Origin of the sequence: Qipengyuania nanhaisediminis, from assembly GCF_900115585.1 — a bacterium.
In the GTDB taxonomy this organism is placed as follows: Bacteria; Pseudomonadota; Alphaproteobacteria; order Sphingomonadales; family Sphingomonadaceae; genus Qipengyuania; species Qipengyuania nanhaisediminis.
Map to the genome: position 1 here is coordinate 268744 of NZ_FOWZ01000004.1, position 12125 is coordinate 280868.

12 protein-coding genes are annotated in these 12125 nt (G+C 63.9%); 9 read left to right on the forward strand and 3 right to left on the reverse strand.

The genetic code is table 11. From position 1 onward, the window contains the following. Positions 1–96: 96 nt before the first annotated feature. The 3 genes from BM173_RS12685 to BM173_RS12695 are packed head-to-tail and all read left to right on the forward strand — an operon-like array spanning position 97 to position 3655. Complete coding sequence (locus tag BM173_RS12685; RefSeq protein WP_090482413.1) at positions 97–873, forward strand: tetratricopeptide repeat protein; 777 nt, start codon at positions 97–99, stop codon at positions 871–873. A gap of 21 nt (positions 874–894) precedes the next feature. Further along, entirely contained in the window at positions 895–2247 is a 1353-nt protein-coding gene (locus BM173_RS12690) for a PQQ-binding-like beta-propeller repeat protein (protein WP_090482808.1), read from the forward strand. A gap of 52 nt (positions 2248–2299) precedes the next feature. Further along, a complete protein-coding gene (locus tag BM173_RS12695; protein ID WP_090482416.1) occupies positions 2300–3655 on the forward strand; it encodes a methyltransferase family protein in 1356 nt (451 codons plus the stop codon). A gap of 1 nt (position 3656) precedes the next feature. Here BM173_RS12695 and BM173_RS12700 read toward each other — a convergent pair whose 3' ends face one another. Genes BM173_RS12700 through BM173_RS12710 form a run of 3 tightly spaced genes read right to left on the reverse strand, consistent with a single transcriptional unit; the run spans position 3657 to position 6140 of the window. Then, a complete protein-coding gene (locus BM173_RS12700; protein WP_090482419.1) occupies positions 3657–3959 on the reverse strand; it encodes a putative quinol monooxygenase in 303 nt (100 codons plus the stop codon). Positions 3960–3973: 14 nt separating this feature from the next. Further along, positions 3974–5344, reverse strand: coding sequence for a glutamate--cysteine ligase (locus BM173_RS12705; RefSeq protein ID WP_090482422.1), 1371 nt, complete (start codon positions 5342–5344; stop codon positions 3974–3976). A 40-nt stretch (positions 5345–5384) separates the two neighbouring features. Next, the gene (locus BM173_RS12710; RefSeq protein ID WP_090482425.1) at positions 5385–6140 is read right to left on the reverse strand and encodes a 16S rRNA (uracil(1498)-N(3))-methyltransferase; all 756 of its coding nucleotides are present in this window, start codon (positions 6138–6140) and stop codon (positions 5385–5387) included. Positions 6141–6179: 39 nt separating this feature from the next. Here BM173_RS12710 and ubiA point away from each other — a divergent pair, with 39 nt between their 5' ends. The 6 genes from ubiA to cysS all read left to right on the forward strand — a co-directional run bounded on the left by ubiA (position 6180) and on the right by cysS (position 12097). After that, positions 6180–7097: a 4-hydroxybenzoate octaprenyltransferase gene (ubiA, locus tag BM173_RS12715; protein ID WP_090482428.1), complete on the forward strand. Its 918-nt coding sequence runs from the start codon at positions 6180–6182 to the stop codon at positions 7095–7097. 87 nt (positions 7098–7184) lie between these two features. Next, positions 7185–7844, forward strand: coding sequence for a fructose-6-phosphate aldolase (gene fsa / locus BM173_RS12720; protein ID WP_090482431.1), 660 nt, complete (start codon positions 7185–7187; stop codon positions 7842–7844). A 10-nt stretch (positions 7845–7854) separates the two neighbouring features. Next, positions 7855–9681 carry a cobaltochelatase subunit CobT gene (cobT, locus tag BM173_RS12725; protein WP_090482435.1) on the forward strand — a complete coding sequence of 609 codons (1827 nt, stop codon included), beginning with the start codon at positions 7855–7857 and terminating at the stop codon, positions 9679–9681. Further along, entirely contained in the window at positions 9682–9954 is a 273-nt protein-coding gene (locus BM173_RS12730; protein WP_090482438.1) for a hypothetical protein, read from the forward strand. Then, positions 9951–10625, forward strand: a complete 675-nt coding sequence (locus BM173_RS12735; RefSeq protein ID WP_090482441.1) for a nitroreductase — start codon at positions 9951–9953, stop codon at positions 10623–10625. Before BM173_RS12730 ends, BM173_RS12735 begins: the two co-directional genes overlap by 4 nt. A 26-nt stretch (positions 10626–10651) precedes the next feature. Then, positions 10652–12097, forward strand: coding sequence for a cysteine--tRNA ligase (gene cysS / locus BM173_RS12740; RefSeq protein WP_090482444.1), 1446 nt, complete (start codon positions 10652–10654; stop codon positions 12095–12097). The last annotated feature ends 28 nt before the right edge of the window (positions 12098–12125 follow it).

A 12125-nucleotide genomic window follows, 5' to 3' on the forward strand; every position in this document is an offset into this window, starting at 1 on the left:
ACAGGCTTGCTCCCCGGATGGACAGGCATTGCCCTCTTATCGCGCTATGCCTAAAGACCCGGCCACAGATTTGCCTTTAACGGAGACCGAGCCGCAGTGGCCCGCAAACCCAAGACCGAACTCACCCGCGAAGAAAAGAAATCCCGCGCCGAGGCTGCCGAACAGGAAGCCCTGCTGCGCGAGGTCGACGATGCCGTCCGCCAGGGCGACATGGAAAGCTTCATGGGGACCTATGGCAAGCCGCTGCTCGGCGTCCTGATCGTCGGACTTGCGGCATTCGGCGGTTACCTGTGGTGGGACAATCGCAACGAAGCAGCCACCGAAAGCCAATCGGAAGCGCTCGTGGTCGCACTCGACCAGCTCGAAGCGGGCAATACGGCGGCCGCCCTTGAACGGCTCGACGGCGTGGAAGGCGAAGGCACTCCGGCAATCAGCGCCAAGATGTTGCGCGCTGGCCTGTTGGCGGAAGAGGGCAATGCCGAAGAAGCGGCCAAGCTGTTCGGGGAAGTCGCCGCCAACGAAGGTGCGCCGGAAACGCTGCGGGACATCGCGCTGATCCGACAGGTCACCGTGCAATTCGACTCGATGGCCCCGGCTGAGGTCGTCGCCAAGCTCCAGCCGCTGGCGACGCCGGGCGAGCCGTTCTTTGCGACTGCCGGCGAACTCGTGGCACATGCCTACCTCAAGCAGGGCAAGCGCGCGGAAGCCGGTGCGTTGTTCGGGCAGATTGCCCGCGACGATGCGACGCCGGAAGGTACCCGTGCACGCGTGCTCAACATGGCTGGCGTGCTCGGCGTCGATGCCGTGGACGATGTCGAGGAACTGCTCGACAGCCAGCGTGTCGACAATCAATCCGACGCAACCAGCGAATAATTGATCATAGACGGACCCAAGATGAGCCAGACCAAAGTCAAATCGATCACGCGCGGCATGATTGCCGCAACCATGGCCCTGGGCCTGGGTGCCTGCAGCGGCGGCCTGTTCGGGGGATCCGACGACAAGAAGACCACCCCGACCCTAGGCGACCGTGAACCGATCCTTTCGCGTATCGAGACAGGCGCGAAGGTCGATCCCTCGCTGGCCGGCGTTTCGGTGGTCCTGCCCCCGGCGCAGGCCAATGCGGAATGGGGCCAGGCAGGCGGCACCGCCAGCAAGAGCTACGGTCACCTCGCCCTTTCGCAGACGCCGACCCGCGCATTTGGCGTGGATGTCGCCGGAGCAGACAATCGCCAGCGCCTGGGTGCTGCGCCCGTCATCGGCGGCGGCAAGCTGTTCGCCATGGGCACCGATGGCCGCGTATCTGCTTTCGACGCGCGAAGCGGCGCGCGTCAGTGGACCTACCAGTCGCAATTGAGCGACGACACGCGCCCCTCGGCCTTCGGCGGCGGCGTCAGCTACAGCGCTGGCAAGGTCTACGGCACGGATGGTGCGGGCAATGTCTTCGCTCTCGACGCGCAGACCGGTGCCGAACAGTGGAAGGTGAAGCCGGGCGGTCCGCTGCGCGGTTCTCCGACCCTCGCCTTCGATAACGTCTTCGTGATGACGCAGGACAATCTGCTTTACGCGCTCAACGCGGCGGACGGCAGCCTGCAGTGGGACGAATCGGGTTCGACGACCATGGCCGGCGTGTTCGGCGTGGCGGCGCCCGCCGCAGGGCAGGGCACGGTGGTGGCCGGATACACTTCGGGCGAACTGATCGCCTATCGCTATGAAAACGGGCGCAGCCTGTGGGCGGACGCGCTGGCGCGTACCTCGATCTCCACGCAGGTCGGTGCGTTGTCGGACATCGACGCCGATCCCATCATCGACAATGGCCGCGTCTACGCGCTTGGCCAGGGTGGCCGCATGGCCGCCTACGAGCTCGTCACGGGCCAGCGCCTGTGGGAACTCAACGTCGCCGGCATTTCGACCCCGGCGATCGCCGGCGAGTGGATCTTCGCCCTGACCGACGATGCGCGCCTGATCTCGATCCAGCGCAGCAGCGGCAAGGTCCGCTGGCTGACGCAAATGCCGCGTTACGAGAACGAGGAAAAGAAGAAGAACCCGATCTTCTGGCAGGGTCCGGTTCTTGCCGGCGGCCAGCTGTGGGCGGTGAATTCCAATGGCGAAATCTGGCGCATCAGCACCGGTGAAGGTTCTGCCACCATGTTCACCGAACTGGACGAGGCGATCAGCCTGCCGCCGGTGGTCGCAAACGAAACGCTCTACGTCCTCGACGACAGCGGTACGATCACCGCGTTCCGCTAAGCACGCGATAGTTTTCGTGCCGTTTACCATTGCCGCGCTATAGGGTGCGGCAATGGCCACGAACGCACCTGTCCCGGACACGCGTCCAGCAAGCGATGTCTCGCCAGCCGTCGGGCTGGTGGGGCTTGCTGCTTTGCTCTTGTGGGTGTGGATCGCGCGCGATTGGGCTGGAATTGCCGAATTCTGGGACCTGCCGGGTCCTCGTGAACCGATGGTTGGGCCCAATGCGGCGATCGCGGGCTTGGTCTTCATCACCGTGCCCATGGTTGCGTGGTCGATCTTCGTCGACAAGGTGCACCTACGCCCCTCGACCGGGATCGACTGGTCGCTCGCGAAACGCCGCAAGCCCGATCTCGAGACCTCGCTGACCAAGATCGCGGGGCTGTGGGCGACCTGGGCGATCCTGGTCGCGCTTTATTGCCTGTGTCGCTGGTACTGGGCCGGTAACTACATCTACGCGCTAAAGGTGCTGGCGGTGATGGGCGCTGCGATGGTGGTGCTGTCGGTGCCCTATGTCCTGTGGCTCGACCGCGTGATGAAGAACCCGCGCGACCATGCATGGCATTTCGGCGCCATGCTGTTCATGCGCGACGACTGGGACCGCGCAGAGGTGCTGAAGCACTGGCGTGCGTGGATCATCAAGGCGTTCTTCGGCGCTTTCATGATTTCGATCGTGCCCGTCAATTTCGCCAATGTGGTGAACGCCGACCTATACGAGTTTCTCTCCAATCCCGTGGTCTTCGCGGTAGTGCTGATCAACCTGCTGTTCTTGATCGATGTGATGGTGGGCGCGGTCGGGTATATCGTGACCCTGCGTCCGCTGGATGCGCATATCCGGTCGGGCAACCCCTTCCTCGGCGGCTGGCTGGCGGCCCTGATCTGCTATCCGCCGTTCGTGTGGGGCATCCTCGGCAACGGGCAGGTCATGAGCTACGAACACAATGTCGAGCAGTGGCATTACTGGCTGGCCGGAAACGAGGTAATCCTGTGGCTGTGGGCCGGATTGCTGGTCTTCCTGACTGCGATCTATGCGTGGGCGACCTTCGCCTTCGGTATCCGGTTTTCCAACCTCACTTACCGCGGTGTCCTGACCAATGGCCCGTACCGCTTCACCCGGCATCCCGCATACCTGTCCAAGAACCTGTTCTGGTGGTGCAGCGTGATGCCGTTCCTCGTCGTCAACCAGAGCCCGGTGGATGCGATCCGCAACACTTTCTTCCTGCTGTGCGTGAACGGCATCTACTATTGGCGTGCGCGCACGGAAGAAGCGCACCTGCTGGCCGAGGACCAGAAGTACCGCGACTATTATGCGTGGATGGGGCGCAACGGCCTGATCACCGCGCCGCTTACGAGGCTATTCGCGAAATTCACGCCGCGCCCTGCGGCATCCGCACAGCCCGCCGAGTAGGTCAGCCGAGCGGCTGGCCGTCGTCGGTTTCGTAAATCCGCAGGTCGCGCGAGACGGGCGGATTATTCGCCATGACTTCCTGGAACGCCGCCATGTGCGCCGATTTGCCATGCGCATCGAGCGCCGCCTTGTCGCGCCACCGCTCGAACAGGACGAGCGTGTTGGGATCGGCGAGGTCGCGCGCGAAAGTGTAATCGAGGCAGCCGTCCTCGGCGCGGCTTGCGCGGACCATGGTGATGATGGCGTCCAGCGTGCTGCTGTCGATACCTTCGGCCAATCGGATTGTGCCGTTAATCTGGATCATCGCCGTATCCTCTCTCAGAAGCTGTACTTGTAGACCCGCTTTATGTCGCCGCCCCATTCGCTGTGATAGCGATCGAGCAGGACCTGGGCCGGCACCTTGCCGCTGGCGACAATCTCGTCGAGCGTTTCGAGGAAGCCGGTTTCGTTGTCGCCCGAAGTATTCAGCCTGCCGCGTGCAGCAAGGCCCGATCGGGCCACGGCGAGCACCTCTTTCGCCATGTCGCGCAGCTTTCCGCCACCGGGGATCGGCGCATCGAGCGCAAGCTTCGGCACCGCGTTCCGCAGGTTTTCGCGCTCTTCCATCGTCCAGTCCTTGACGAGGTCCCACGCCGCATCGAGCGCGCCCTGGTCGTAGAGCAGGCCGACCCAGAACGCGGGAAGGGCGCAGATGCGGCTCCACGGGCCGCCATCCGCCCCGCGCATCTCGAGGAAGCTTTTCAGACGCACTTCGGGGAAGGCGGTGGAAAGGTGATCCCACCAGTCGCTCTGCGTCGGCTTTTCACCCGGCAGGATGGACAGCTTGCCTTCGAGAAAATCGCGGAAGCTAAGGCCCGCAGCATCGAGGTATTTTCCGTCGCGGAAGACGAAATACATCGGCACGTCGAGCATGTAGTCGACCCAGCGTTCGTAGCCGAAGCCGTCCTCGAACACGAAGGGCAGCATGCCGGTGCGATGCGGATCGGTGTCGGACCAGATGTGGCTGCGATAGGACAGGTAACCGTTAGGTTTCCCTTCCGTGAAAGGCGAATTGGCAAACAGGGCCGTTGCCAGCGGCTGGAGCGCAAGACCGGTGCGGAATTTCTGCACCATGTCCGCTTCGGAGGAATAGTCGAGGTTCACCTGGATCGTGCAGGTTCGCAGCATCATGTCGAGGCCGAGGCTGCCGACGCGCGGCATGTGGCGCATCATGATCTCGTAGCGGCCCTTGGGCATGATCGGCAGCTGTTCGCGGGTCTTGTCCGGCCACATGCCGAGGCCGAGGAAGCCCACACCGCAATCTTCGCCTACGCGCTTCACCTGGTCGAGGTGCCGTCCGGTTTCGGCGCAGGTCTGGTGCAGGTTTTCCAGCGGCGCGCCGGATAGCTCAAGCTGGCCTGCGGGTTCGAGGCTGACTGTGCCATCTTCGCCGCGCATGGCGATGACCTTGCCGCCTTCCTCCACCGGCTCCCAGCCGAACTGGCGCAAGGACATCAGGATATCGCGAATGCCGCCGGGTTCGTCATAGGAAGGCGCGCGGAAATCGTCGCGGCGGAACACCAGCTTTTCGTGCTCGGTCCCAATGCGCCAGTCGGCCTTGGGCTTTTCGCCAGCCTGCATCGGGGCGACCAATTGGTCGCGCGATTCGATGATCGGGTCTTCCTTGGCGGAGGTGTCGCGCGTGCTCATTGGGTGGCGTTAGAAAACCCAATCCCGCTGCGCAAAGGAATTATTCCTCGTCGATCCAGTCGCCTGCCTCTGCCATCCACACGGCTATTCCTGCAATGGCAGCGGTTTCGCCGCGCAAGATGCGCGGACCGAGACCGATCGGGCGGGCATTGGGGTGGGCGCGGATCGCCTCTCGCTCCGCATCGTCGAAGCCGCCTTCGGGCCCGGTGAGCAGCGCTGCCGGACCGTCCGCATAGCAGAAGGCGTCGGCCACCGGTTCGCCGCCTTCCTCGTCGGCGAAGAACAGGAGGCGGTCTTCGGGCCAGTCGCGCAGGAGGGCGTCGAGCTTCACCGGCTCTGCCACCTTGGGCAGGGCGGTGCGGGCACATTGTTCGGCTGCTTCGGTGACGATGGCGGATGCGCGATCGAGGTTGAGCTTGTCTGCAACGCAGCGCCGCGTGACGACCGGCGCGATCCGGTCGACGCCGAGCTCGGTCGCTTTTTCGAGCACCAGGTCGAAGCGGTCTTTCTTCAGCAGCGCAGGGCACAGCCAGAAATCCGGTACCGGCTCGCGGGGGCGCTGGTGATGGGTCGGCTGCAGGGTCACATGACGCTTGCCCGCTTCGACCACTTCGGCGGCCCATTCCCCGGTCACGTCGTCGCACAGGATCACCGCATCGCCGGGGGATACCCGCATGACCTTGGTCAGGTAGTGCGCCTGATTGCCCTCTATCTGAACGGTCGTATGGTTCGAAAGCTCGGTTTCGACAAACAGGCGGGGAGCGCTCTTGGGCGGCCAGGCGGGTGTTGCAGGCATGGCTAGCCTGTTGGCGTCTCGCGCATTAGGAAGCAAGCGATGAACGACAGCCCCGCAACCCAGCAGATCGTCCCCGACAGCGAACATCGCGGTCTGGTCGAGCTCCTGCCGCAATTGCCGCGCGATCTTGCGATGCTGGCGCGGTTCGACCGGCCAATCGGCTGGTGGCTGCTGTTCTGGCCCTGCGCATGGGGCGTGTGGCTGGCAGGCGCAGGCTGGCAGTTCGCGCTGCTCGGGTGGCTGCTGCTCGGCAGCATCGCCATGCGCGGCGCGGGCTGCGTCTACAACGACATCGTCGATGCCAAGCTCGACCGGCAAGTGGCGCGCACCGCCAGCCGCCCGGTGGCGAGCGGGCGTGTGTCGAAGAAACTTGCATGGGGCTGGCTGGTCACGCTGAGCCTCGTCGGGCTTGTCGTCCTGTTGCAACTGGAGCCGCTGGCGCAGATGGTCGCGCTGGCAAGCCTCGCGCTGGTCGCGGCCTATCCCTTCATGAAACGGATCACCTGGTGGCCGCAGGCGTGGCTCGGCATGGTCTTCACCTGGGGGCTGCTGGTCGGCTTCACCCATTTCCGCGCGGACAATCTCGACGCGCTCGCTGCCATGTATGCAGGCGCCGCGCTGTGGGTGATCGGATACGATACGATCTACGCCATGCAGGACCGTGAAGACGACGCGCTTGTCGGCATCCGCTCGTCCGCGCTGCGCCTGGGTGGCAGGGTGCGCGGGGGAGTGACGCTGTTTTATGCCGGGGCCGTTGCCCTTTGGGCACTCGCATTCTGGCTCTACCGGGCCGACTGGATTGCGCTGCTGGCCTTGCTACCCGCTGCCGCGCACCTCGCATGGCAAGTCGCCACCCTCGATGGCGAAGATCCTGACAACCCGCTCGACCGTTTCCGCGCCAACCGCTGGACCGGCGCGCTGGTCGCAGCGGCCTGTTTCGTGGTGGGCAACGCGTGAGCCGCGGCGGCCAAGCCTTGACTCATAGCCCGCAATCGCCTTGCAGCGGGTAACACCTTTTCTCGCCTTTTTGCGGAGCGCACTCCCATGAAATTCTTCGTCGACACTGCCGACATCGCCGACATCAAGGAAATGGCCGACACCGGCCTGCTCGACGGGGTGACGACCAATCCCTCGCTGATTGCCAAGTCGGGTCGCGATTTCATGGAAGTGACCAAGGAAATCTGCGGCCTAACCGATGGTCCGGTCAGCGCCGAAGTCGTCGCGCTCGACCACGAAACCATGATGAAGGAAGCGGAAACCCTGCGCCGGATCGCGGACAATGTCTGCATCAAGGTTCCGCTGACGATCGACGGGCTCAAGACCTGCAAGAAGCTGACCAGCGACGGCACCATGGTCAATGTGACGCTGTGCTTCTCGGCAAACCAGGCGCTGCTCGCGGCGAAGGCCGGCGCGACCTTCGTATCGCCCTTCGTGGGCCGTCATGACGACAACGGCTTCGACGGCATGGAACTGATCGCCGATATCGCGCAGATCTATTCCAACTATGGCTTCGACACCGAAATCCTCGTCGCTTCGATCCGCAACCCCGTCCACGTACTGCAGAGCGCGCGGATCGGTGCCGATGTCGCCACCATGCCGCCTGCCGTGATCAAGGGCCTGTTCAAGCACGTCCTGACCGACAAGGGGCTGGAAGGCTTCATCAAGGACTGGGAAAAGACTGGCCAAAGCATCCCGACGTCCTAACTAGGCCTACGTGACCGACCAGACACCCCTCGACCGCTTCAAGCAGGCATTGACCGGCACCGCCCGCGCCCTGGCGCAGGAGCCGGAGGTCGAGGTTGCGTGGAGCGCGGACAGTCCGAGCCAGTCGGGCAAGAACTTCCGCGTTCCGCTTCCCGGTCGCACCTTGCCCAAGGACCAGGCGACCGAGGCACGCGGCTTCGCCGATAGCTTCGCGCTGCGCCTGCGCCATCATAACGAAGCGCTGCACAATCGCGGCGCGCCTCCCGAACCGATTGCCCGCGCGTGCTACGATGCGATCGAGCAGGTGCGCTACGAGGCGATCGGCAGCACGCGTTATTCCGGCATTCGCGACAATCTGGACGCCGCGGTCGAACTCCGCACGGCGAGCGATCCGATCGCGCGCGCCGATGCGGCAAACGAAGTGCCGCTGCCGACCGCGCTCTCGCTGATGCTGCGCGAGGCGCTGACGGGCGAAGCGATCCCCGAACGCGCGAAAGCAGGCGTCGACATGGTGCGCAAGGATATCCTGTCGAAGATCGGCAGCGATATGGACGATCTTGCTGGTGCACTCGACGACCAGCGCGCCTTCCAGGACCTGACCATCGAAATGCTCCGGCATCTCGAACTCACTCTGCCCGATATGCCCGAAGACGAGGGCCGCGAGGACGGTGACGAGGACGAGGGCGATACGCCCGAAGAAGACCAGGATACCGACGAGGAAGACGAGGGCGAGGCCCAGCCGCAGGAAACCGACGCGCGCGGCGAAGTCACCGACGGCGAGGCCGATGGCGATGCCGACCAGGACGTCGAGGGCGAACAGGAAATGTCCGACGGTGATCCCTCGGACGAAGAGGGCGAGGGCATGCAGCCCGTCCGCCCGAACCGCCCGTGGACCGATCTGCCCGAAGATTTCGACTACCGCGCCTATACCGACAAGTTCGACGAGGTGATCGAGGCGCCCGAGCTGTGCGATCACGAGGAACTGGATCGCCTCCGCGCCTATCTCGACAGCCAGCTTGCGGGCTTGCAGGGCATCGTTACCCGCCTTGCGAACCGCCTCCAGCGCCGCCTTATGGCGCAACAGAATCGCAGCTGGGATTTCGACCAGGAAGAAGGCTTGCTCGATGCCGCTCGCCTCACCCGCGTGGTCGTCAGCCCCGGCCATGCGCTGTCCTATAAGATGGAGCGCGATACCGAGTTCAAGGACACCGTCGTCACCCTTCTGATCGACAATTCGGGCTCGATGCGCGGGCGGCCTATTTCCATTGCCGCAATCAGCGCCGACATCATGGCGCGCACGCTCGAACGCTGCGGCGTGAAGACCGAAATCCTCGGCTTCACCACCCGTGCGTGGAAAGGCGGACAGAGCCGCGAGGCATGGCTCGCTGATGGCCGCCCTGCCGATCCGGGGCGCCTCAACGACCTCAGGCACATCATCTACAAGAAGGCCGATGAGCCCTGGCGCCGCGCGCGCCGCAATCTCGGCCTGATGATGCGCGAGGGGCTGCTGAAGGAAAACATCGACGGCGAGGCGCTGCTCTGGGCGCACAATCGCCTGCTGGCCCGTCCCGAAGACCGCCGCATCCTCATGGTCATCAGCGACGGTGCGCCGGTCGACGACAGCACGCTGAGCGTCAACCAGGCGGGTTATCTCGAAGGGCACCTCAGGAAGGTGATCGAGTGGATCGAGAAGCAGAGCCCCGTCCAGCTCGCCGCCATCGGCATCGGCCATGACGTGACCCGCTACTACAAGCGCTCGGTGACAATCATGGACGTGGAACAGCTCGGCGGCACGATTATCGAGCAGCTTGCGGGATTGTTCGAGGTGGAAAAATAGATGGATTGGAGCCTGTTTTTCCTCGGGATTCTGATGATCTTCGGCTCCCTGTCGGGCTTCCGCCGACCGGAAAAGGATGTCCATAGCGTCGAGGGTTGGCAGGGGCGGCTTCGCGAATTGAAAGAAGGCGCTGACGAAGCTTACTTCGAGGAGCGCCGGCAATTGGAGGCATATCCTCCACCGGCTCACGCGACCGCGAAGAACGTAAGGGTTCTCAGCATGATCGGCATAGCCAGCGGCGTTGTTCTCATGATCGCGGCATTTTTCTCATGACCCCCACCGAAGCCGTCCAGTCCCGCCGCTCCGTCCGCGCTTTCACCGACCAGCCGGTCGACCGCGAAACGCTCGCCCGCATTCTCGAAAAGGCGCAGCGATCACCGTCGGGCGGCAATGTCCAGCCGTGGAATGCCGTCATCCTCACCGGCGAGCCGATGCAGGCGCTGTTCGACCGGGTGGCGCAGGAATTTCCCAAGGGGCGCGCGGCGCTGAAGCCCGAATACGATATCTATCCCAAGGACCTCGACGGGGCCTACGAGGAGCGCCGCTTCGGCGTGGGCGAGGATATGTACGCGGCGCTCGATATCAGCCGCGAGGACAAGGCCAAGCGCCTCATGTGGTTCGCCAACAACTTCCGCGCCTTCGGTGCGCCGGTGCTGATGCTGGTCCACACGCCCAAATACATGGGCCCGCCGCAGTGGAGCGATATCGGCATGTGGCTGCAGACCATCATGCTGCTGCTGCGCGAGGAAGGGCTCGATAGCTGCGCGCAGGAAGCATGGGCCGCCTACAGTCCGCAGGTGCGCGAGATGGTCGACATTCCCGAAGACCACATCTTCTTCTGCGGCATGGCTATCGGGTATCGCGATCCGGATGCTCCGGTGAACCGGTTCGATGTGAAACGTGCGCCGCTGGAAGAATCCGTGCGCTGGGAGGGTTGGCAGTAAGCGCGCCGCGACCTAATGGCCTGCGCATGACCGAAACGCCGCTCAAGCTGTTCAACTCGCTCACCCGCGAGATCGAGACTTTCACCCCCGTCCACCCGGGCGAGGCGCGCGTCTATTCCTGTGGCCCGACGGTCTACAATTACCAGCACATCGGCAATATGCGCGCCTACGTGTTCTCCGACACGCTGGGCCGCGTGCTGCGCTGGAAGGGCTATGACCTCACCCATGTGATCAACATCACCGATGTCGGCCACCTCACCTCCGATGCGGACGAGGGCGAGGACAAGATGGAGAAGATGGCGGCCAAGGCAGGCAAGTCCGCCTGGGATATCGCCAAATTCTACCAGGAAGATTTCGAGCGCGACCTTGCCCGGCTGAACATCACCGGCAAGCAGCACCCGCGCGCCACCGAATATGTCGAGCCGATGATCGAGTGGGGCAAGCGGATCGCGGACAAGCACTGCTACGAACTCGACAGCGGCCTCTATTTCGATGTCTCGACCGTCGACGATTACGGCCGCCTCGCCCGTGCGGTTACGGAGGAAGGCGAAGGCCGGATCAACGCCGTGGAGGGCAAGCGAAATGCCGCCGACTTCGCCATCTGGCGGAAGACACCCGAGGGCGAGACGCGGCAGATGGAATGGGACAGCCCCTGGGGCAAGGGCGCGCCCGGCTGGCACCTCGAATGCTCGGTTATGGGTGAGGCACTGCTTGGCTTCCCCTTCGACATTCACACCGGCGGGATCGACCACCGAGAGATCCACCACCCGAACGAGATCGCGCAGAACCAGGCCTATTGCTGCACGAACGGTCTCGACAATGCCGAGAACAGCGGCGCGCGCATCTGGATGCACAACAACTTCCTCGTCGAGCGCAGCGGCAAGATGTCGAAGAGCTCGGGCGAGTTCCTGCGCCTGCAACTGCTGGTTGACAAGGGCTACCACCCGCTCGCCTACCGCATGATGTGCCTGCAGGCGCATTACCGCAGCGAACTGGAGTTCAGCTGGGAAGGGCTGGGCGCGGCGCTCACCCGCCTCAAACGGATCGTGATGGCTGTGGAGCGGCTGAAGGACGAAGCGGCTGGCGACCCCTCGCACCAGAAGTTCGCACCGATGCGTGAGAAATTTGCGAGCGCGATCTCCGATGATCTCAACACCTCCGTCGCGCTGGTGGCGCTTGAAGAAGCGTTGGCAGTCAAGAAGGTCGACGGCGGGGTGAAGCGCGCCGTGATCGAGGATATGGACCGCGTGCTCGGTCTCGACCTGTTCGATCTCTCTCGCGAAGACCTTCGCATCCGTCCCGCCTCGGCCGAAATCACCGAAGCCGAAATCGAAGCGGAACTCATCCGCCGCAAAGAAGCCAAGGTTGCGAAGGATTATGCGACTTCCGATGCCATCCGCGCCAGCCTCGCCGCCAAGGGTGTCGAGGTGATGGACGGCGATCCGCTCGGCTGGGAGTGGAAGCTGGGCTAAGTTGCGGTTAGGGACTTATCGGCAAGAG